16 protein-coding genes are annotated in these 21,255 nt (G+C 72.0%); 7 read left to right on the top strand and 9 right to left on the bottom strand.

The annotated features are described in order from the left end of the window. Positions 1-13: 13 nt before the first annotated feature. The 3 genes from ACZ60B_RS11590 to ACZ60B_RS11580 form a co-directional block, all read right to left on the bottom strand. Entirely contained in the window at positions 14-1,066 is a 1,053-nt protein-coding gene (locus ACZ60B_RS11590) for a BtrH N-terminal domain-containing protein (protein ID WP_469385812.1), read from the bottom strand. Between the two features lies 1 nt (position 1,067). Further along, complete coding sequence (locus ACZ60B_RS11585) at positions 1,068-1,637, bottom strand: hypothetical protein (RefSeq protein ID WP_469385811.1); 570 nt, start codon at positions 1,635-1,637, stop codon at positions 1,068-1,070. A 134-nt stretch (positions 1,638-1,771) separates the two neighbouring features. After that, complete coding sequence (locus ACZ60B_RS11580; RefSeq protein WP_469385810.1) at positions 1,772-2,503, bottom strand: sulfotransferase-like domain-containing protein; 732 nt, start codon at positions 2,501-2,503, stop codon at positions 1,772-1,774. Positions 2,504-2,796: 293 nt separating this feature from the next. On the opposite strand from ACZ60B_RS11580, the gene lysX reads away from it, so the two are divergent. From lysX to ACZ60B_RS11555, 5 genes are read left to right on the top strand one after another with little or no spacing between them, the layout of a single operon-like run. Next, entirely contained in the window at positions 2,797-3,639 is an 843-nt protein-coding gene (gene lysX / locus ACZ60B_RS11575; protein WP_469385809.1) for a lysine biosynthesis protein LysX, read from the top strand. After that, on the top strand, positions 3,636-4,760 hold the full coding sequence (locus ACZ60B_RS11570; RefSeq protein WP_469385808.1) for a M20/M25/M40 family metallo-hydrolase: 1,125 nt from the start codon (positions 3,636-3,638) through the stop codon (positions 4,758-4,760). Before lysX ends, ACZ60B_RS11570 begins: the two co-directional genes overlap by 4 nt. Before the next feature lie 5 nt (positions 4,761-4,765). Then, entirely contained in the window at positions 4,766-8,848 is a 4,083-nt protein-coding gene (locus ACZ60B_RS11565) for a non-ribosomal peptide synthetase (protein ID WP_469385956.1), read from the top strand. A 10-nt stretch (positions 8,849-8,858) separates the two neighbouring features. After that, complete coding sequence (locus ACZ60B_RS11560; protein ID WP_469385807.1) at positions 8,859-10,013, top strand: acyl-CoA dehydrogenase family protein; 1,155 nt, start codon at positions 8,859-8,861, stop codon at positions 10,011-10,013. Position 10,014: 1 nt separating this feature from the next. Further along, entirely contained in the window at positions 10,015-11,088 is a 1,074-nt protein-coding gene (locus tag ACZ60B_RS11555; protein ID WP_469385806.1) for an acyl-CoA dehydrogenase family protein, read from the top strand. A gap of 22 nt (positions 11,089-11,110) precedes the next feature. Here ACZ60B_RS11555 and ACZ60B_RS11550 read toward each other — a convergent pair whose 3' ends face one another. From ACZ60B_RS11550 to ACZ60B_RS11535, 4 genes are all read right to left on the bottom strand, one after another. Next, a complete protein-coding gene (locus ACZ60B_RS11550; RefSeq protein WP_469385805.1) occupies positions 11,111-11,824 on the bottom strand; it encodes a response regulator in 714 nt (237 codons plus the stop codon). Positions 11,825-11,970: 146 nt separating this feature from the next. Beyond that, entirely contained in the window at positions 11,971-12,150 is a 180-nt protein-coding gene (locus ACZ60B_RS11545) for a hypothetical protein (protein ID WP_469385804.1), read from the bottom strand. Between the two features lie 124 nt (positions 12,151-12,274). Then, positions 12,275-15,304, bottom strand: a complete 3,030-nt coding sequence (locus ACZ60B_RS11540) for an AfsR/SARP family transcriptional regulator (RefSeq protein ID WP_469385955.1) — start codon at positions 15,302-15,304, stop codon at positions 12,275-12,277. 151 nt (positions 15,305-15,455) lie between these two features. Further along, positions 15,456-16,406 carry a phosphoribosylglycinamide synthetase gene (locus ACZ60B_RS11535; protein ID WP_469385803.1) on the bottom strand — a complete coding sequence of 317 codons (951 nt, stop codon included), beginning with the start codon at positions 16,404-16,406 and terminating at the stop codon, positions 15,456-15,458. Positions 16,407-16,945: 539 nt separating this feature from the next. Between ACZ60B_RS11535 and ACZ60B_RS11530 the strand changes: the two genes are divergently transcribed. Together ACZ60B_RS11530 and ACZ60B_RS11525 are read left to right on the top strand one after the other, a co-directional pair. Further along, positions 16,946-17,494, top strand: a complete 549-nt coding sequence (locus ACZ60B_RS11530; RefSeq protein ID WP_469385802.1) for a DUF1062 domain-containing protein — start codon at positions 16,946-16,948, stop codon at positions 17,492-17,494. Positions 17,495-17,613: 119 nt separating this feature from the next. Next, entirely contained in the window at positions 17,614-17,862 is a 249-nt protein-coding gene (locus ACZ60B_RS11525; protein WP_469385801.1) for an RICIN domain-containing protein, read from the top strand. Between the two features lie 78 nt (positions 17,863-17,940). On the opposite strand, the gene ACZ60B_RS11520 is transcribed toward ACZ60B_RS11525, so the two are convergent. Then, positions 17,941-19,434, bottom strand: a complete 1,494-nt coding sequence (locus tag ACZ60B_RS11520; protein WP_469385800.1) for a cellulose binding domain-containing protein — start codon at positions 19,432-19,434, stop codon at positions 17,941-17,943. A gap of 292 nt (positions 19,435-19,726) precedes the next feature. Further along, the gene (locus tag ACZ60B_RS11515) at positions 19,727-21,073 is read right to left on the bottom strand and encodes a radical SAM protein (RefSeq protein ID WP_469385799.1); all 1,347 of its coding nucleotides are present in this window, start codon (positions 21,071-21,073) and stop codon (positions 19,727-19,729) included. Positions 21,074-21,255 lie beyond the last annotated feature (182 nt).

The following is a 21,255-nucleotide window of genomic DNA, read 5'->3' as shown; positions in this document are numbered from 1 at the left end:
GGTATGTGCGGGGTCACAGCCGCGCCGCCGCCGCTCCGACGGCGGCGACCGCGCGCACGTACGCGCCGCGCAGCGTCGTCGCGTGGTGCGCGATGTCGGACGCGGCCGCGCGCGGGTCCTCCAGTCCGTGCGCACCGGTGAACCGCAGTCCGGTCCACGCGTGCGCGACGGCCTCGACCGCGCGTCCCGCTCCGGCGAGCGCCGGGTCGTCCCATTCGCGGCCGCAGCGGCGCAGCAGCTCGCCGTGGAGCGAGGCCTGCGCCTGCATGGCCCAGCCGAACGGGTAGAGCTCCCGCAGCGCGTCGGCGTCCCCGGCCCGGCAGCGCTCCAGCAGTTCCGCGGCGAACGCGTCGTATCCGGCGAGTCCGGTACGGGCGGGGCCGACCGTGGTGAAGCCGTCGTTGTCGATGCGCAGGTAGCCGCCGAGCAGTTCGGGCGTCAGGGGCGCCGGCGGGGTGTCGAGGCGGACGTCGAGGCAGCGCCGGCCGATCTTCGAGTCGCTGAAGAACGCGTCCTGGACGTCGGTCGGGTTGGCCGACCCCCAGCTCAGCAGGAACTTCTCGATGGGTACGGCGCCGCGGAACGCGGGCGGCATCGCGTCGGAGACGTGGACCACCCCGCGGGTCTCGTCGAGGCCGTGGACCACGACCAGGTGTGCGGCGTGGACGTCTCCGTACGCGGGCCGGAACGGCAGGTGGTAGTTGTCCACGGCCGCGATGACCAGACGGTCGTCGGCCAGCGCCTCGCGCACCTCCCGCCAGACGTCGTTCTCGTCGGCGGGCTGCCACCAGCGCGCGTGCAGTTCGTGGTGGGGTGCCAGCGCGGCACCGAGGTCGGTGCCGCCCGAGTCGTCGGCGGGGCACGGGTAGTAGAACTCCTCGGACCTGACGTCGCCCGGCAGGTGCAGGAACCGCCACCCCGCGCCGAGCACGGCCAGCGGGTCGGCGCCCTCCCGGATCAGGACCGAACCGAACGTGGACTGGAGGCAGCTGACGAGGTCGCGGTACCACCACTCCGGTTCCGGCCCGGTGATCATGTAGGTCCGTGTCGTCGTGTCGACGGTCATGTCAGGTCTCCGTCCGCTGGAGGGTGACGGCGAAGACATGCACCGCGACGTTGCGCGGCAGCAGGATGCCGGTGAGGCCGGCCCGCCGGGTGACCGGTACGCGCTGCGCCCACATCACCGCCGGCACACCTCGTTGCACGTGGTGCGGGTAGTGCATGACGAGGCTCTCGAACGCCTTGACCTCGCCGAACCACGCGGGTGCCGCCCAGAAGTCGGAGACCCGCAGCGGTTCCGTGTCGACCGAGCCGTCGGCGAAGCTCAGTTCGACGGTGTCCTCGCAGCGCCGTTCGGACGCCGCCAGGACATGGATCCAGTCGTAGCGGCCCTCGGGGACCCGGATGAACTGTCCGGAGCAGCGGACGTTGTCCGGTCCGTCGCAGACCGGGGGGAACTCGAAGGGGACACCGTCCACGTGGACGAGGCTCCCGCCCGCGGGCAGGTATTCGGCCGCGAACGAGTTCCGCCACACGTTGAACGCGCCCGTCCTGGTCTCCGTCGCCGCGGAGATCGCCGTGTTGTTGCGATGGCCGGAAATGTCGACCGGTTCATAATTCGCTGTTCTGACGCTCACTGAAACACCGCCTCACATTCCAAACGTAGCCCGGTCGTTCACATTTTTCGTCCGCACCGTGACTACCCTGAATACCCGAATCGCGGTCAGATGCGCTCGCCGGGTAATCAGGGCGACTATTCCGGTCCGAGTGGTCACGGCCGGAGCGCGACGGCGCGCAGTTTCTCGTAGTACGGCTGGTGGTGGTCGCGGTGGGCGCGCAGCACCGGGTCCGCCTCGACCGCCTCGGCTCCGCCGCCGCCGCTCCGGGTGAAGCCGGCGGTCTCGCTGGTCGACCTGTGCCATCTGCCGGTCGACCGCCACTCCGAGCGCATGCCCGGCTCCCAGCTCAGCGCGTCCGGCAGGAAGGGGATGCCCACCGCGGCGCAGTACGCCCGTACGGTGTCGGCCGGCCGGTCCAGCAGGTCGTCGGAGTCGACCACCACGGGTGTGCTGCCGGTGGCGGCCTGCACGGCGGTGAAGATCTCGTACAGCCGGGCGAAGCCGATCTCGTCGCGGCCGAGGTCCGGGTTGAGCGCGTGGTGCGACGCGATGGCCTCGGCCGGGTCGCGGATGATGAAGGTGTGCGTCGCGGCCGCGAGGAAGTCCTCGTCGGCGAGGAGCTCCGGGTAGTGGAAGTCCGTGGTGTCCTTGAAGAACACCGGCTCGCCGGCCGCGATGGCGCGCAGCGCCGCGAGCACGTCCCGCTCGTCGCGGGCGGTCCGGTCGCCGACCTCCACCTCGCCGAAGTCGACCACTCGGGAGAACGGCTCGTGCACGACGGCGCGGTCGCCCCGTTCCGTCATCATCCGTGCGAACGCGGTGGAGCGGCAGCGCGGCGCGCTCCACAGGGCGAGCACCGGGATCCGCTCCGATTCGTGTCCCACAATTCCCCCTCTTCACTCTCGTGCCTGACGGCCGTGAACCATTTCGGCAGGTATTCGAATCCATTCAAGAGTGGCACGGCGACCGTCGCGGACGGGTAATCAGAATTCGCAGCCGCAGCAGGAGGGGCCCACACGGCGAGCACCCGCGAATAAACTTCCCGCGGACGTCCGAGATGCCGGTTCACCCATAGTTTCCTTTCTGCACGGAAGGCCGGTCATGCCGTCCTCCCAACCACTGGTTCTCATACGGAGGTCACGTGTCAGCGACACCGGAGCGCCCAGGTGACCGCAGGATGGCGGTGCTCGCCAGCAGGGTCGGCGCGGACGAGAAGAGGCTGTTCGACGCGTTCGACCGGCGAGGAATCCCCTTCGACCATGTCGACACGCGTCGGCAGTGGTTCCTGGCCGGTCGGCGCGACCGGCCCTGGAGCCTGGCGCTGAACCGGGAGATCGGGCAGGTCCGCGCCGCGTACGCGGCCCGCTGCCTCGCCGCGGCGGGCGTCGACGTGGTCAACAGCGCGCACGCGACCGAGGTCTGCGGCGACAAATGGCTCACCACCATGGCCCTGGAGGCGGCCGGGATACCGACTCCCCGCACCGCGCTCGCCCTCACCCCGCAAACCGCGCTGGCCGCCCTGGACTCCATCGGCTACCCGGCAGTGATCAAACCGCTGGTCGGCTCGTGGGGCCGGCTGGTGGTGCGGCTGCCCGACCGCGCCGGTGCGGAAGGCGTGCTGGAGTACGCCGCCGCCCTGCCCGGCCCGCAGTCGCACCTCGTGTACGTGCAGGAGCTGATCGAGAAGCCCGACCGGGACATCAGGGTGATCGTGGTCGGCGGCCAGGTGCTGGGCGCCGTCTACCGGACCGGCGGGACCCTGCGCACCAATGTGGCCCTCGGCGGGCGGACCCGGCCCTGCGAGGTGACACCCGAGATCGAGAAGCTCTCCCTGGACGCGGCCACCGCCGTCGGCGCCGACATCGCCGGTGTCGATCTGATCGAGGACCGCGACGGCCGGCTGCTGGTCCTGGAGGTCAACCACCGGGTCGAGTTCTCCGGCTTCCAATCCGCGCTCGCCGACCGGGTCGACGTCGCGGACCACATCGTCGACCACCTACGGGAACGAGCGCAACGATGAACTGGGCGTTCACTTCTTCCGGCAGAGTCACCGAGACGTACGCCGCCGGACTGCTGCGCGAGATGCTGGAGATCCCCTCCTCCTCCTACCAGGAACACCAGCTGGCCGACTACCTGGCCGAGGCGATGACGGACCTGGGCTTCCGGGCGCACATCGACGGCGTGGGCAATGTGATCGGCGTGATCGAGCGCGGTGCCGGCCCGACCGTGATGCTCCTCGGGCACATGGACACCGTCTCGGGCCAGTTCCCGGTCCGCTCCGAGGACGGCAGGCTCTACGGCCGCGGCGCGGTGGACGCGAAGGGACCGCTCGCGGCGATGATCTGCGCCGCGGCCGGCGCGGTGGACTTCCCCGGCCGGATCGTGGTGGTCGGCGTCGTCGAGGAGGAGACCCCGCGCTCGCGCGGCGCGATGGCGATCCGCGCCACCCACGCCCGGCCGGACGCGCTGATCATCGGCGAGCCCAGCGGCTGGTCGAGCGTGGTGCTCGGCTACAAGGGCAAGCTGGACCTGCGCTACACCGTCAGGTGTCCCGCCACCCACCCGAGCAACCCGGTGCCCAAGGCCTCCGAACTGGCCGTCGCCTGCTGGGACGCGCTGGTCGAGCTGCTCGGGCCGGACGCGGGCCACGGGGTGTTCGACCGGCCCGGCGCGACCCTGTGCCGGCTCAACGGCGATCTGACCACGGCGACGGCGGACCTCAGCATCCGCATCCCCCCGGGATTCGACGTCGACGAGCTGGTGAACGGGCTGCGCGACCGGCTGCCGGCCGGCCATCTCGAAGTGCTGAACTCGGTGGCGGCCTGCCGGGTGGGCCGGGCCGACCCGGTGGTGCGCGCGCTGGTGTCCGGCATCCGGCAACTGCACGCCCGGCCACGCCTCGTGGTGAAGACGGCCACCTCGGACATGAACACCCTCGCCGAGGTCTGGGACGTCCCGATGGCGACCTACGGCCCGGGCGACAGCAGCCTCGACCACGCCGACGACGAGCACATCGTGCTCTCGGACTACCTGCGCGGCATCGACGTACTGACCACCGCCATCTCCGAGCTGGCCCACCTGGCCGTGCGCTCGGACGACCGGGCGGGCGACGCGCCGGTGCCCGTGAGGAGTCTCAGGTGACCGACATGACCCGGCGCCTCGCCGCGCTGCCCGCAGAGCGCCGCGCGCGGTTCCTGACCCGGCTGCGGGAACACGCGGAAGCCGTGGCGAGGCGCGGCCCCACCGCCCGCGGCACCACGGGTCCGGCGCCGCTGACGCCCGCCCAGCAGACCCTGCGGTTCCTCGACCCCCCGGCGCCGGACGGTCCCGCCTCCGGCACGCCGCTGTGCCTGCGGCTGCGAGGCGCGCTGGACGAGGACGCGCTGCGCTCGGCGCTGGCCTCGGTCGTGGCCAGGCACGAGGCGCTGCGGACGGCGATCGTGGCGCGCGAGGGCACCGTGATGCAGGTCGTCGCCACCGAGGTCCCGGTCGAACTGCCGGTGGTCGAGGTGACGGGGGCCGACCGGGAGCAGCGGCTGGCCGCCGCGCGGGCAGTGGTCGCGGGCCGGGTCGCCGGACCGCCCGACCCGGCCCGGACGCCGATGTGGCGCGCGCTGCTGATCAGGGTCTCGCCGGACGACCACCTGTTCCTGTTCGACGTGCCCGCCGTCGTCTGCGACGCCCGGTCCCGGGATGTGCTGCTGCGTGACCTCGCCGAGTTCTACCGGTCCTCGCGCGACGGCGACGCGCCGCGGTTGCCCGCCCTCGCGGTGCAGTACCCGGACTACGCGGTGTGGCAGCGCGACCGGCTCGGCAGCGCAGAGCCGGACGGACTCGCCGCGTACTGGCGGGACAGGCTGGCGGGGGCGGAGGTGCTGGAGTTCCCGACCGACCGGCCACGGGGCGAGCTACGGACCTTCGCGGGCGACAGTGTCCGCCGCACCGTGGGGCACGCGGCCCTGGAGCGGGCCGGGGAACTGGCCCGGCAGGAGGGCGTGAGCCCGTCCGACGTCCTCGTCGCCGCCTTCTTCACGCTGCTGCACCGCTACTCCGGCATGGACGACCTGGTGATCGGTTCACCCGATACGAACCGGCGGCACGACGCCCTGTCCTCGGTGATCGGCCTCTTCACCGACCTGCGGGTGCTGCGCGCGGACGTCTCCGGCGACCCGACCTTCCGCGAGCTGGTCCGGCGGGTCGGGCGCGTCGCGGCCGAGGCGTCCGAGCGGGACGGTCTGCCGTTCGACAAGCTGATCGACGCGGTGGATCCGGTCCTCGACCCCTCGCGCTCGCCGATCTTCCAGATCGTGTTCGGGGTGGAGCGGGCGGACCCCACGACCGGTCCGCCCGGTGTCACCATCACCCACGAGGACGTCCGGACCACGACCACCCGGTTCGACATGAGCTGGAACCTGGTGGAGCGGTCGGCTCCCGGAGCCGACGCCTCCCTCGCCGTCGAGTTCGACACCGACCTGTTCGACGCCGAGAGCGTCGCCCGGTTCGCCCGGCACTACGACGGGCTGCTGCACACCCTGACCGCCGCCCCGGACGCCCCCTTGTCCACCGCCGAGGTACTGAGCGCGGCGGACGAGGAGTTCCTGGACGAGGTCGGCCGGGGCCCGGTGCGGCCGATGCGCGAGTCGACGGTCGTGGCGGAGTTCGAGGCGCGCGTCCAGGAGTCCCCGGACGGTGTGGCGGTCGTCGTCTCCGGCGTCGAGACCGGCTACGCCGAGCTCAACGCCCGGGCGAACCGGCTCGCCGCCCTGCTGCGCGGGCGCGGCGTCGGACCGGGCACGAGGGTCGGCCTGTGCCTGCGCAGGAACGTGGACGTGCCGACCGCGATCCTCGCCGTGCTCAAGACCGGCGCGGCCTACGTACCGCTCGACCCGGCGCATCCCGCCGGGCGGGTCGCGGAGATCGCCGCCGACGCGGGCGTGCGGACGGTGATCGCGCACGCCGCGGCCGGCCGCGCCCTGAGCGAGGTCGACGCGCCCGTCGTCGTCCTGGACGACGTCCGCGAGGAACTGGCGGCGCTGCCCGGCCACAACCCCCCGCTCGCGGCGCGGCCCGGCGACGTCGCGTACGTCATCTACACCTCGGGCAGCACCGGCAAGCCGAAGGGCGTGCTGCTGGAACACCGGGGCGTGGTCAACTTCATCGACTCCACGAGGGAGTTGTTCGAGCTGACACCGGCCGACCGGGTGCTCGGGTTCGCCTCGACGACCTTCGACGTCTCCGTGTTCGAGACGTTCTCTGCGCTGCTGACCGGAGCCCGCCTGTGCGTGGCGACCGACGACGAGCGGCTGTCCGTCGAGCGGCTCCAGTCGCTGATGGAACAGGCCGGCATCACCGTCGTCGACCTGCCTCCGACCGTGATGCCGCTGCTGACGCCCGAGCGGTTCACCGACCTGCGGATCGCGTTCGTCGGCGGCGAGGCGTTCAGCGGTGAGCTGGTGAACCGGTGGAACCCGGGCAGGCGGCTGTTCAACGGCTACGGGCCGACCGAGTGCACGGTGACGATGATCGTGGAGGAGTGCCCGGGCAGCTGGGACGCCTCACCGCCGATCGGCCTGCCCATGGCCAACCATGTGGCGCACGTGCTCGACCGCGACCTGCGCCGGGTGCCGGTCGGGGTGCCGGGCGAACTGGTCATCGGCGGCGGCGGGTTGGCGCGCGGCTACCTCGACCGGGACGAGCTGACCGCGGAGAAGTTCATCGCCGACCCGTTCGGCACCGCGCCCGGCGGACGGCTGTACCGGACCGGGGACCTGGTGAAACGGCTGGCGGACGGACGGCTCGTCTTCCTCGGCCGGATCGACCAGCAGGTCAAGATCCGCGGACTGCGGATCGAACTGGGCGAGGTGGAGTCGGCGTTGACCGGCTTCGACGGGATCGGGCCGGTCAGCGTACGCGCGTGGACCGACGGCAACGGGGACAAGCACCTGGTCGCCCATCTGACCGGGGTCACCGAGCAGCAGGTGCCGGCGGTGCGCGCGCACCTGGGCACGCTCCTGCCGTCGTACATGATCCCGTCGTACTTCGTGGTCCTCGACGGGCTTCCGCTCACCAGCAGCGGCAAGGTCGACTGGCGCAGGCTGCCCGCACCGGACCTCAGCCGCGCGGGCGAGGAGGCCGGCGACGAGACGCTCACCGCGACCGAGCGCGCGCTGCTGCGCGATGTGCTCGCTCCCCTGCTGCACGACGACCGGATCGGCGTGCGCGACGACTTCTTCCTGGCCGGCGGCAACAGCCTCCAGGCCGTGCAGCTGATGTCGGCGATCAACCGCAGGTTCGGGGTGGAGATCGCGCTCGGCGACTTCTTCGCCTCGCCCACCGTCGCCCGTCTGGCCGCCACCGTCGACACCGTCCGCGCCGCACGGCGCGCGGACGCGGGCGATCCGCTCGACGCGCTGGAGGGCCCGCCCGGACGGAGACCCGCGCCGGGCGACGACCGGGCACCGGTGGTGATGCGCGCGTCGGGTCCGGCCCAGGCGGTCCTGCTGCATCCGTCGGGCGGTGAACTGTTCTGCTACATACCGCTGACCAGGGCGCTGCGCGCGGACATCGGGGTGACCGGTTTCGCCGCCGATCCACGCGACGCCCTCGTCGCCGCGCCGGAGGCGCTGGCGGCGACCGCCGCCAGGATCGCGCACTCCCTGCTGGAGGCCGGCCTGCCCCCGTCCTGCTGCCTGGCCGGCTGGTCCTACGGCGGTGTGCTCGCCTTCGAGGTCGCCCGGCAGATCGAGCACAGGACCGGGGAGCGACCGCCGCTGGTCCTGCTGGACGCCGCCTACGACGAGGACTCCGTCCCCCTCGACGAGGCGACCGTGCGGCGGCGGTTCGTGCACGACGTCGCCAGGCTGACGGGACGCGACGGTCCCGAGGTGCGCGCGGTCCTCGACGACCCGGCCGTCGGCGTGGCCGACGTCAAGGAGTCACTGGCCCGTCTCGGCGTCGAACTGGAGCTCACCGAGCATGAGTTGGCCGCCCGCTTCGAGACGTTCCGGTCCTGCGCCCTGTCCATGCAGGCGTACCGCCCGCCGGGCCCGTACGGCGGACCGGTCACCGTGCTCACCGCCTCGCCCCACCTCGCCGTGGAGGAGCGGTGGCGGACGGTGTGCACGGGCCCGTTCCGGGCCGAGAGCGTGCCCGGCGACCACTACACCCTGTTCACGGAACCGGCGTTGAGCCGGGTCGTCGCGGCGATCGAAGCGTCGCTCGCCTCTTGAGGAGACGTCCATGCGGTTCGGATTCACCGAGGATCAACAACGGTTCCGGGCAGGGGTGCGCGCGGCCCTGCGCTCCGCCGAGGTGCGTGCCGCGGCGGCGGAGGCCACCGGCGCCGACGGTGTCGAGCCGGACGCGCGTCCGCTCTACCGGCTGCTCGGCAAGCTGGGCCTGCTCGCCGTGCACTGGCCCGTCGAGTACGGCGGAGAGGGCCGCCCGCCGACCGACGCCGCGATCGTCGCCGAGGAACTGGTGCGCGCGGGAGTGCCGGACACCTTCCACGTCAACACCATCCAGATCGTCGGCCAGTTCCTGCTGATGGCGGGCAGCCCCGAGCAGAAGCGCAGGTATCTGCCGGCGCTGGCGCGCGGCGAGAGCTTCGCGTCGGTGCTCTACACCGAGCCGGACGCGGCCTCGGATCTCGGTGCGCTGCGGGCCGTGGCCGAACCCGACGGCGACGGCTACCGGATCAGCGGCACGAAGGTGTTCAGCCTCAAGTCACGCTTCGTCGACCTCGGGCTGTGCGCGGCCCGTACGACGCCGGGTGCCGGGAAGTACCGGGGAATCAGCCTGTTCCTGGTCGACATGGGCGCCCCCGGTGTGACGGTGTCGGTGATACCCGGCGTCGGCGACGAGCACTTCCACCGGGTGGACCTCCACTCGGTTCCGGTGCCGGGCGACGACCTCCTCGGTCCGCGCGACGAGGGCTGGCCGCTGCTCAACGAGGCACTGGCCATCGAACGCACCGGTCTCGACTACCACCTCAAGGCGGAACACTGGCTGGAGGCCGCGCTGGACGCGCTGTGCGACGGCGGCCCGGACTCCTCGCACGACCACCGCCTGGAGCGGATCGGCCGCTGGCACGGCGCGCTGACGGCCGACCACGTCCTGGCCTGGGAGGTCCTCAGCGGCCTCGCCTCGGACCGGATCGACCAGGTCTCGACGGCCGTCGCCAAGTACCACAGCAGCGAACTCGCGCAGAGCATCGCGGTGTGGGCCGCCGACATCCCCAGCCCCGAGCAGCGGGCGAACCGCAGCAGGGCCGCCCTGACCCTGGACTCCGCCTACCGGGAGGCGCCGGGGCTGACGCTGTCGGCCGGGACCTCCGAGGTGATGCTCCAGATCATGGCCGCCGCGTTCGACTCCATCGAGCAGGAGGAGTACTGACATGGACCTCACCCCCGATCCGCTCGCCGTCCGGCTGCGCAAGGCACTGCGTACGGGCCTGGCCGGCGTCCCGGCCCGGATGGAGCTGCACGGCGCGCCGGTGACCGACGGAGCCCTCGGCCCCACCCGGCCGGTGCTCGACGAACTGGGCGCGTCCGACTTCGAACGGCCGGTCTCCGTCGGCGGCCTCGGCCTCGGCCTGACGGCCGGGGTGCTGGTCAGCGAGGAGCTCGGCCGCGCGGCCCGCGGGAACTCCTACCGGGCCGACGCGACGGCGGCCGACCTGGGCGGTCCGGCCGGCGCGGCACTGGCGGGCTGGGAGGCGCTGCCGGCCGGCAGCGGGGTCACCGCGACCCCGGGGGCCGGTGGCTGGACGCTGACCGGCACGGTCACGGTCGACGACGTGAGCGCCGGGACGCTGCTGGTGGCGGCCCGGACGGGCGGCGGGTCGGTGGTCGTCGCGGTGGAGCGCGGGGCGCCGGGCTGCACCGTCGAGAGCGGGTGCTGGCCGCCGGTCGCCCGGTTCGATGCCACCCCGGTCAGCACGGCGGACGTGCTCGGGACGCCGGACGGCTCGCCCACGGGTCCGCTCGGCCGGGCGCGCCTGCGGCAGGCCGGCTATCTGCTGGGCATCGCCGGCGGCGCGCACCGGGCGGCGGTGGAATACACCGGTTCCCGGCGGCAGTTCGGGTCCAGGCTGCGTGATCTGCCCGCGGTCTCGTTCCCGTTGGCGCGCGCGATGGTGGCGCTGCGCGCGACCGGGGCGGCGGTGTACCGGGGGGCCTGGTCGGTCGACTCCGAGCCGGACGCCGTGGGCACCGCGCCCCTCGTGGCGCTGGCGATGGCCGCCGAGACCGCGCGCGACGTGGTGCGGCTGAGCATGCAGAGCTGCGGGGTCCGGGCGATGACCGCGGAACTGGGCCTGCACCGGTACTTCCGGCTGGCCGCGGCCGAGTCCGTCCGGTACGGCGATCCCGCCGCGCTGTGGCGGACGGTCGGCGCCGACCTCGTCCGGACGGCGCGGCGCGCTGCGGCCGGCCCGGAGGTTCCGGTCGCGGCGGCCGTCCGGCCGTAGGGCGTCGCCCGGCCGCAGGGGATCAGCTGGCGCGCAGATTCCCCGCCGACACCATTCTCTCGTCGCCGAGGGGCCGGCCGGCCGAGTGGGTGAGACCGGTCCGGTAGGCCAGGGACACCAGCTCGGCGCGGTCGCGGACGCCGAGCTTGGTCCGCACGCGGTAGAGATGGGTGCGGACCGTGGCCTCACCGATGATCAGTTCGCGGGCCACCTCCTCGGTGGACATGCCGAGCGCGACCATCCTGGTCACCTCCCGCTCCCGCGGGGTCAGCTCGGTCATCTCCGGGCACGTCGCCGCCTCCTGGGGCTCCGGCTGCGCACGGAACCAGGTGACCAGGCGCTCCGCGATGTTGGGCGCGAGCATGGTCTGTCCGGCGGCCGCCGCCTGGATCGCCGTGATCAGCTCCTGCGGGCTGGCCTCCTTGCCGAGCAGACAGCTCGCGCCGGCGTGGAGCACGTCGCTCACCGTCTTGTCGGCGTCGGAGGCGGTGAACACGACGACGCTGGGCGGCTCGTCCTCCTTGCCGAGTCTGCGGATCATCTCCAGACCGGAAATGGTCTGGAGGTTCAGATCGGTGACCACGACATCGGGCCGCATGGTGCGTACGACCACGATGGCTTCCATGCCGTTGTGGGTGGTGCCGATCACGTCGATGCCCGGCACCGCGTCGAGAAGGGTCTTGAGACCGTCTGCGATCACGGGTAGCTGATCACAGATGAGCACCCGAATAGTCATGATTTCCCCCTGGTGAGGATTAGGTAGGAGCCTCGCTGTCACGAACGGGATCGCGGCGCCCCGTCGTCGCGAGGCTCGCACCAGAGCAGTGACTCTTCCGGGTTGCCGGACCGGAGGGCCGCACCCGGTGGCCGCGGCCCACCCGCTCAGCCGTTGCCGTTGTTGTCCGTCCCGGAGAGGGGCGCGTCGGCCGAGGAGGCGAGGGCGAGGGCGACGGTGCGCTGCTGGGCCGTGCCCGGCGCGGCGGCGTCGGAGGAGGCCGTGAATCCCCCCGCGAGCGCCCCGAGAACGATGACGGAGGCGGCGGCGGCAGGGACGAAGCGCATGGGAGAACTCCTTTGGAGAGGAAGGCCGTTTTGACTCCACTGATGTTCGCGATCCGTCTTCCCGGCCCGTTCCCCTCCGGACACCCGCCCGATCCCCTGCCCGTGGGCAGGCGGACCTGGGGGCTCAGCGCGCGTTCTCCGGGACTTTCATGAGGGAGAACAGGCTGTCCGCCGCCGAGCGGTGCTGCCGGGCCAGCTGCGCGTCTCCCTGGGCCTCCGCGGTACGGCCGAGGCCCCACAGCGCGCAGGCCTCGTCGTAGCGCAGCTCCATACGGCAGGCGATCTCGTGGGCCAGCAGCTGCTGGGCCCGCGCCGTCTCCAGGTCGCCCTGCGCGTAGCGCACGCGCCCCACCGAGAGGTGCACGGTGGCCCGGTGGATGTCGTCGGTGCTGCTGGTCGCCTTCGCGAGTGCGTGGTCGGCGCTGTCCGCGGCCTCGTCCAGCTCTCCCATGCGCGCCAGCACGTCGGCTCTGCGGGCGAGCACCAGCGGCAGCACGGAGGGCATGCTCATGCGCTGACATCGCTCCAGCGCCGCGTCGGCCCAGGCGAGCGCCTCCTCGAAGCGGCCGAGACGCTCGATCGCCTGGGAGAGATTGCTCAGCGCGTCCACGGAGAGCTGTATCTCCTTGATCGAGTCGAAGATGGCCACCGCCCGCTCCGCGGACGCCGCCGCCTCGTCGAACAGCCCCAGGCGCACCTGGACCAGGCTGAGCGTGCTCAGCGACGAGCCGTCGAGCCGGGTGAAGCCGAGCTCCTGGGCCCGCCCGTTGGCCTCCTGGCACAGGAGCAGCGCGCGTTCCAGCTCTCCCATGCTGTTGCAGGCCTGTCCCAGCCGGGCCCGGCACTCCGCCTCGCTGTGCACGTCGTCCATCTGCCGGGACAGGTCAACGGCTTCCTCCAGCCGGGCGACGGCCTCGCTCAACTGCCCCAGCCGCCACTTGCCCATGGCCAGATTCATCAGGTTCAGCCGGGTGAGCGACCGGTCCCCGAGCTGTCGTGAAGCGCTGACCCCCGTCTCCAGCGCCGCGTTCGCGCTGGCGTCGTAGGCACGGATGCTGGAGTGGAAGCCCAACTCGCGCGGCAGCCGGGCCGCGTGCCACAGCAGTCCCTCGTGGTACGCGGCGTCCACCGCCGCCAGCAGACTCTCGCGGTGCTGGTCGAGCCACTGGAGCGCCTTGTCCTTGTGGCCGAACTCGGCTTGCCGTCCGCCCTTTCCGTCGGCGTCCTTGAAGGTACGCCGTCCGGGGAACAGGGTGTCGCAGGCGTGTTCCGCCGCGATCAGGTAGTGGTCCATCAGTCGCCGTACCGCCTGCGCGTCCTCCGGCACCTTCTGGCTCTGCGCGACCCGCTGCACGAAACTGCGCACCAGGTCGTGCAGCGCGTACACCCCGGGCTCGCGGGCCTCCAACAGCCGTACGTCGACGAGTTCTTCCAGCACGTCCTCGGCCGCCAGCACATCGGTGTCGAGCAGTGCGGCGGCCTCCTCGGCGTCCAGATAGCGTCCGGGGTGGTGGCCCAGCAGCCGGAACGCCGTGCGCTGTTCCCGGGGCATGGACTGGTACGACAGCAGCAGGGCGCCGGCCACGCCCCGTCCCTCGCTGGTGAGTTCGTCCAGGCGCCGGTCGTGGTCACGCAGTCGTTCGACGAGTCGCTGGACCGTCCACTGCGGGCGGTTCGCCAGCCGGGCGGCGGCGATGCGGACCGCCAGGGGTAACCCTCCGCACAGGCGCAGCAGTTCACGGGCCGCGACCGGCTCCCTCTCGACGCGCTCGGCACCGAGGGTGTTACGCAGGATCTGGTGGCTCTCCGGCTCCGGCAGGGCGCCCAGGGAGATCCATTCGGCTCCGTCCAGTCCGGTCAGCCGCGGGCGGCTGGTGATCAGGACCAGGCTGTCGGACGAGGCGGGGATCAGCTCCCGCACCTGCTCCGACGCCGCGGCGTTGTCCAGGACCAGGAGCATGCGACGGCCTCGCATGTACGACTGCCACCGCGCGGCGCGTCCCGCCGGCACCGTGGGCAGCTCCTCGCTGGGGACACCGGCGGCGGCGAGCAGGTCCCCCTGCGCCTGGAACGCGCTGAGCGGCGTCTGCCCCGGGGTGAAGCCGTGCAGGTCGATGAAGAGGCTGCCGTCCGGGTACTGCTCGGCCAGTTGATGGGCGGCGCGGATGGCCAGTGCCGTCTTGCCGCCGCCGCCCATCCCGTCCAGGGCCAGGACCGTCGGCGCCCCCTCCTGGGCCTTCCCGGCCGCGTCGCGGACCCACTCCAGCTCCGCGCTGCGGCCGGAGAAGTCGGGCACGTCGAAGGGCAGCGCGTGCGGCGCCTCCGTCGCCCGGAGCGGGACACGGGACACGGCGCGTTCCGGGCGGGTGAGCGACGGGTCCTGGCGCAGGATGCGCTCGTGCAGTCCGGTCAGCTCCGCGCCGGGGTCGATGCCGAGTTCGTCCGCGAGGTGTCCCCGGGTACGGGCGAACTCGTCGAGTGCGGCGGCCTGTTGGCCGGAGCGGTAGAGGGCGAGCATCAGCCGGCCGCGCAGCGTCTCGCGCAGCGGATGCTCGTCGACGAGGGCGCGCAGCTCACCCGTGATCTCGGCGGCCTCGCCGGCGTCGATGCACAGATCGTAGAGCTGCTCGGCGGCGGTCAGCCGCTGCTCCTCCAGCGCCGTCGAGGCGGCGTCGACCACCCGGCCGCCGGAACCGGACAGCACGGGTCCTCGCCACAGGGCCAGCGCCTCACGCAGCCGGGCCGCGGCCCGATCGGCCTCCCCCGTCTCCAGTGCCACCCTGGCCTGCCTCAACAGCCCCTGGTAGCAGAGCAGATCGAGTTGGTCCGGGGCGACGTCCGCGCGGTATCCGGGTCCGTCGGTGACGATGACGTCGGGGCCGTGGGGGATGCGGCTGCGCAGTTTGGCGACCGTCTTGCGCACCTGGTGCTCGGCGCTGTCCGGCGGTTCGTCGTTCCACGCGGCCGCCACCAGACGGGAGACGGGCACGACGCGTCCCGCTTCCAGGAGCAGCATCACGAGAACGCGCCGCTGCAGAGCGCCGTTGACCGGTATGAGTTCGCGACCGCTACGGACTTCCAGGGATCCCAGAACGGCGAATTCCGGTCTGGGACCCGTGTCGTCTTCGATTTGATCCGATGTCGCGGCCCGCACCTTGTCCTCCCCCGTCAGCGATGAGATGGGACACACGCCACAGAGGGTAGATCATCGCGCGGAGCACACGTACCAGGCATGTCGGCTCCCCCGTCCCGTCCCTCCGTGCCTTCGCCTCGTGCAGAAGGAAAACACAACCACCCGGTGCGCGTCACCGGCCACTCGGCCGGATATCGGCGACGAGATCCTCTCTCGCCCTGGCGACTCGTTCGCGGGTGACCTCCGGTGTGCTCCCCTCCACGACCACGTAGGCGCGCCGGGCGCGCGGATCACCGACCGACGCGACCCGGTCGCCGACCCTGTACGGGAAGCGCGCGCCGCGGACCCATGGGGTCACGGCGATGTCCTCCGTGCCGGTGTACGTCTCCAGCCTCCCTTCGGGCAGCAGGAAGAAACCGATCTCCGCGTACTGGGAGGCCTTCGGCACGACCGGGCGGCTGCCCAGGAGACCCGTGAAGACCGCCGCCTCCAGGTCGAACCCGCGCGCGATCTCCACGAGCAGGGGGATACGGTCGGCGCCCAGGTGCGCGCGGCAGGACACGACCCGCGGCCCGTGGGGAAGCAGCGCCACCTCCGTGTGTGCCGGGCCGAAGCGGTAGCCGCTCATCGTCAGCCGCTCCTCGACCACCGCCGAGACGACCTTCTGTTCGTCTTCGGTCAGGGGCGCCGGATGGAGATAACCCGTCACGAGGAAGTCCGGTGGGCCCGTGGTGCGTTGGGCCGTCATCCCCACGACGTGGTGGATCCCGTCCACGGTCAGCGTCTCGACGCTCACCCGGGGAGCCTCGACAGGGGCCCGGCCCTCCCCTTCGGCGGACCGGAGCCGTTCGTGGACCGCCGGGGGGTTCGAGGACAGCCCGCGCCGCCATGCCTCCCGGACCACCGGCAGGACGGAACCGCCGTGTCCGCAGTGGAGCACGGCGTCGATGCCATGGCGTCGAGCGGTCCGCGCGACGGTCTCGCGCAGTCCGCTCTCGTCGGTGAAGTCGGTGAGCAGCAGTTCCTCGGAGACCTCTTCGAGGCGCGGCGCGAAGTCGGCCTCCAACTGCGACGGATCCCATACCGACCAGATACGGAACCCCCGCTCGGCTCCCTTTCGCACGAGTTGGTGACTGGGCATCACCATGAGCAGCCTGGACTGCGAGCTTCTAGGGGCGTAGGCGCACATACACGTCACTGTGCGGTGCGGTCTTCCCCCCTCGATCCCCTTCCCTTCCCCCTCACGGGCCGCCTCGGCCGTCGGCGGCCCGGCCCCCGGTCGCGGGTAAGCGGGATGCGTAGCCGCGGCGGCGGAAGGTCGACGCCGTGCGTACCTGCGGCTGAACCTGTCGCGGACGCGCGGAGCGCGGGGGTGTCCGTAGCGTCCTCCGTACCTGCCGACGTGGCCGGCGCAAGTCGCCCCGATGTCACCGGTGATGACACGCCGATCGATATACAGAACCTGGCGGTGAGATGTCCGAAAAACAGTGGAGCAGTGTCGCCGTGGATCACTACCATGCTGCCGAACCGAGCCGTCTAGTCAGGGACATGCCCTTGTACACCTTGTGAGACCTCCCAAGCGCTAATTCGTCGCGCGTCGCACATATGCGTCGTCGCGCTTCTTTTTGCTGCGAGCTTCTCACTGAAATCAGGTGTATTTCCGTGCTCGAAAACTGGGTAGTCGAACCTGTCCGTCTGCCGCTCATTCGCCGTCGTTGCCACGTGTGCGCGTCCGACAGTTTCCGTACGAGCGGCAAATTCCGGGTCAACGCGAACCACAAGCTCATAGACGTCTGGCTCCTCGCCCTCTGCACCGGCTGCGGGGAGACCACGAAGCTCACGGTCATGGAGCGGATGAACGTGCGCTCCGTACGGCCCGAGCTGCTGGACCGGCTGCACGACAACGACCCCTCCCTGGCGGCCGAACTGCTCCAGGATCCGGCCGTGCGGCGCCGCAATCACGTCTCCCTCGACTGGGACGACGCCTGGCGTCTCGACACCGGTGGATCCGATCACCTGGACCGCGAGGTGATCGACGTCTCGGTCCGCTTCGCGGCGCGGATCCCCGTCCGGCCGGCGCGGCTGATCGCCGAAGGCTGCGGCCTTTCCCGGGCCGAGGTCGAGAAACTCATCACGGACGGGAAGCTCGTCTCGGCGGTCAGGCTGAGCGGCAGGCTCTCCGGCGACTTCACCTTCACGCTCAAGCGCTGAGCCTTTCCCGGGACCGGGGTCTGTCCGGCAAGTTCCGCCGGACAGGCCCCTGATGGTCGCCGGGCGGGCCCTGGAACACCGCGTTCATCTCCTGCTGGCGGGCCGGTTCTGCGGCTCGGGTGGATTCGCGCGGCGCGCACCGCCGCGACCCCGTCGCCGCGCTGCGCGAGGAACTCGCCGACGCCCTCGCGTCCGGCGACCATCCGGACCTGGTCGCGCTCGCCGTCCCGGACCGCGAGGACGCCTTCACCGACGCCGAACTCGGCGCCACCGGTGTCGACTTCGGCGGCAGCTCGGGCAAGGACGGCGTCCCCTTGCAGATCTGGGACTGCACCGGGGCCGCCCGGCAGCAGTGGGGCAGGGCCTGACCGCCGCCGGAACCAGGGGCGGGGCAAGGCCTGACCGCCGTCAGGCCTTGCCGCCCGTCCCGCGATGGATCCCGGCGCTCAGGACAGGGCGCAGTCCTGGCCGTTGAGGGTGAAGCCGTACGGCGCCGAGTTGGTGCCCTGCCAGGTGCCGAGGAAGCCGAAGGCGAGGGTGCCGTTCGCGGCGACGGACTTGTTGTAGTCGGCCGCGGTCGCGGTGACTCGGGAGCCGCTCTGGGCGACGCTCGCGTCCCACATCTGGCCGACCCGCTGGCCGTCGCGGAAGGACCAGGCGACCTGCCAGGTGTCGAGGGCCCGCACGGTGGTGACGGTGACCCTGGCCTGGAAACCGTCGGTCCATTCGCTGTCGAGGTCGTAGCGGACGTGGCAGACGGCCGCGCCGGTCTGCGCGGGGGCCGACGGGTGGCCCGCGGCAGCAGCGGTGGTGGAGGAGGTGCCCTGGGGTTCGGGGTCGGGGTCCTCGTGGCGCGGGGTGGCCGACGCGCTGTCGGCGGAGGGCCGCGGGGCCTCGTGGGTGACCGAGGCGGACCGGGTGGCGGTGCCGGACGGCAGGGAGGGGTGGGGATCGGCCACCGGCTGGCGGTCGTCGCCGACGGCCGCGGTGTCGGCGCCGTTGTCGCCGAAGGGCATCATCGACACCGCGAGGGCGAGCATCGAGACCAGGACGGCGGTGACGAGGAGCCCGTTGCGCACGGCGCGCGCCTTGTGGGCCCCGCCCTGCGCGTGCTCGCCGTCCGCGTCCTTGTCGTCGGGGCGGGGCGCGCCCAGGCGCACCTCGACGGCGCGGCGGCGGCGCTCCAGGTAGGCGAGGCCGCCCCAGCCGATCACGCCGCCGGCGAGGGCGGCGGGCAGTCCGCCGCCCTGGAGGCGCAGACAGGCCGCGGCCTCGGCGCACTCCACGCAGGTGGCGAGATGCCGGGAGAGGTCCTCGGGGGTGTCGGCGGCGGGCGAGCGGGTGACCGCGTCCAGCAGCCGACGGTAGCTGCGGCACTCCCCCTCGAGCGGTGTGTCGAGGTGGTTGCGGTGGCAGCGGTCCCGGAACAGGCCGCGCACCTGGTCGAGTTCCTCGCTCGCGGCGGCCGGGTCGAGCCCGAGCCTGCGGGCCACGGCCCGCACCGGCAGCGCCTCGACCTCGGCGAGCCAGAGCAGCGCCGCGTCCGCTTCCTGCATGTCGCGCAGGCCGCGCAGCGCGATGGGGCGGCGCAGGGGCGGGCCGGTGTAGCGGGCGGCGTGGTCCGAGTTGAGCCACAGGCGCAGGTCGGGGTCGAGCTTGTGTCCCTGGCCCGCGGCCTCCCAGGCGGCCGCCGTGGTGCGTACGGCGGTCAGCAGCAGGGGGATCCTGGGCAGCCCGGAGGGACGGCGGCCCGCGCCGCGCCGGCCGTTCGCCTCGGTCTCGCGGGCCTCGCGTATACCGAGCGCGAACGCGTCCCTGGCCAGTTGCTGGGCGGCCGTGGAACCGGCCGTGCACAGGTCGGCGTAGGAAAGCACCGCGTCCCAGCATTCCGAGAACAGTGCTGCCTCGGCGGCGTCCCGAGGGGTCGGCAGGTCGGGCATGGGTCTCCTGCATCCAGGATCGAGGTCAACTCGCCGTATCCGGCGAAGGAGTTGGGGGTACCTCGCGGCAGGGCCCGACCTTTTCACGTCCCCGTCACAACTGACAAGCGCCCTTTTCAGATGTCATGTCGTGACGGTCGCGCGGTCGGCGGGCCTGACATGAAAGCCCCCTCGGCTCCGCCCTACTGTACGGACTGCGACGGCACTTGTACTCACCGCGCGCATCACGCGTCACACCGCCGCGGTCTCGTCCACCCGGTTCGCCCCGGTCACGCCTCGTTCGCGGCCCCGGTCACGCCTCGTTCGCGGTCTCCTTCGCCGTCTCGTTCGCCGTCTCGTTCGCCGGGAGGCTGTCCATGAAGGAGCTCACGGAGAAGACGGCGTTGCCGGGGCCGGGCGGGCCGTATCCGGGCGGGGAGGAGAGGCCGAAGTCGTCCATCGTGGCCCGGTAGGCCTCCAGGAGCCGGATGTGGTACTCCAGCGGCGCGCCCTGCGGGTTGGCCTTGCCCAGCGGGGTCGTGGGCTCCGGGCACCAGGTGGTGAAGCGGGGCGTGATGCCGTGCGACATGAAGAAGCGCAGGCCCTCGGTGGTGGAGGCGATGGCCTCGTCGACGGAGGTGAAGCCGAAGGGCTCGGCCATCTCCACACCGGCCACGAAGTTGGGGATCACGTTGCGCGCGCCGAAGATCTCCGCGGAGTCCAGGATCCGCCTGTGCCACTCGTCGCGGCCGACGTAGCGCTCCTTGCCGGGGCAGTACAGCTCGAACAGCCGCCGGTCCCACACCTCGTAGTTGGGGTGGTAGATCTGCACGCCGTAGTCCTTGAACCGCTGGACGTCGTCCTTCGGCAGGGCCTGGGCGACGACCTTGCCGATCCAGCGGCCGGGGAAGCGCTCCTCGATGGCCTTGGCGTAGTGGCCGTAGAAGTCGGCCTCGTCGCGGCCGGCCACGGTCTTGGTGATCGCGCCGCCGGTGAGGGTGTAGGCGGTGGAGGTCTTCTGGGTGTCGTAGCGGTCGATGATCTCCAGCGCCTCCAGCACCTCCTCCACGTCCTTGACGCCCGTGTAGGGCCGCCCGGCGGCCTTGTGCTGGCGCCAGTTGTGGTTGATGTCGCAGTACTGGCACTCCTCCTTGGCGCCGAAGTACTGGCAGACCCGGAAGACGGTCAGGTAGATCAGGTAGCCCCACTGGATGGTGGGGGCAACCTCCATGACGGACTTCCCGTTGGAGAGCTTGTGCCGGTAGTACTCGGGCATGGGCGGCACGCCGACGTCGGCGATGCGCCGGCCGTCGAGGTAGAGCCCGAGCAGGCCTTCCGCGTCGGCGGCGACGCGGTAGGGCGAGGTCGGGTTCACGCGCACCGAGACGACGGTCCGGCGCAGGTCGTAGGGCCCTCCGGTGAGGATGATCTCCTCCGGCGGGCGCCGGAGCGCGGCCTCGCCGAGCTCGGGCAGGGTGCCGTGGTCGAAGGAGAAGATGAAGTACGACTTCGGCTTGACCTCGCCGGCCTCGTTGTCGCTCAGGGCCGACGGGTCGAAGGCCACGCCGCCCCGGAGCAGGTCCTCCTTGAAGACCGCCTCCCGCGGCACATGCGGAAAGCGCTCCATCAGATCCTCGACCAGCGCGGTACGGCTGCCCATCCCGACTTCTCCTCCGCCTCGGGTGTACGACTCCTCACGGTATGCCCACGGCCCCGCGCGGGTGCGGGCGGGGCCTCCGCGTGGCGCGAGACCCGCACAAAACGCCCGTACCGGGAGACGTTCGGCCGTCCGTCGGGACGAGGTAGGTTCAACAGGGACTTTCCGATCTCGATCCTCCCGGA

It is taken from the genome of Streptomyces sp. NPDC104096, from assembly GCF_055584385.1.
Note: the sequence above shows the minus strand (reverse complement) of the source record. Positions and strands in the feature narration are given on the sequence as shown.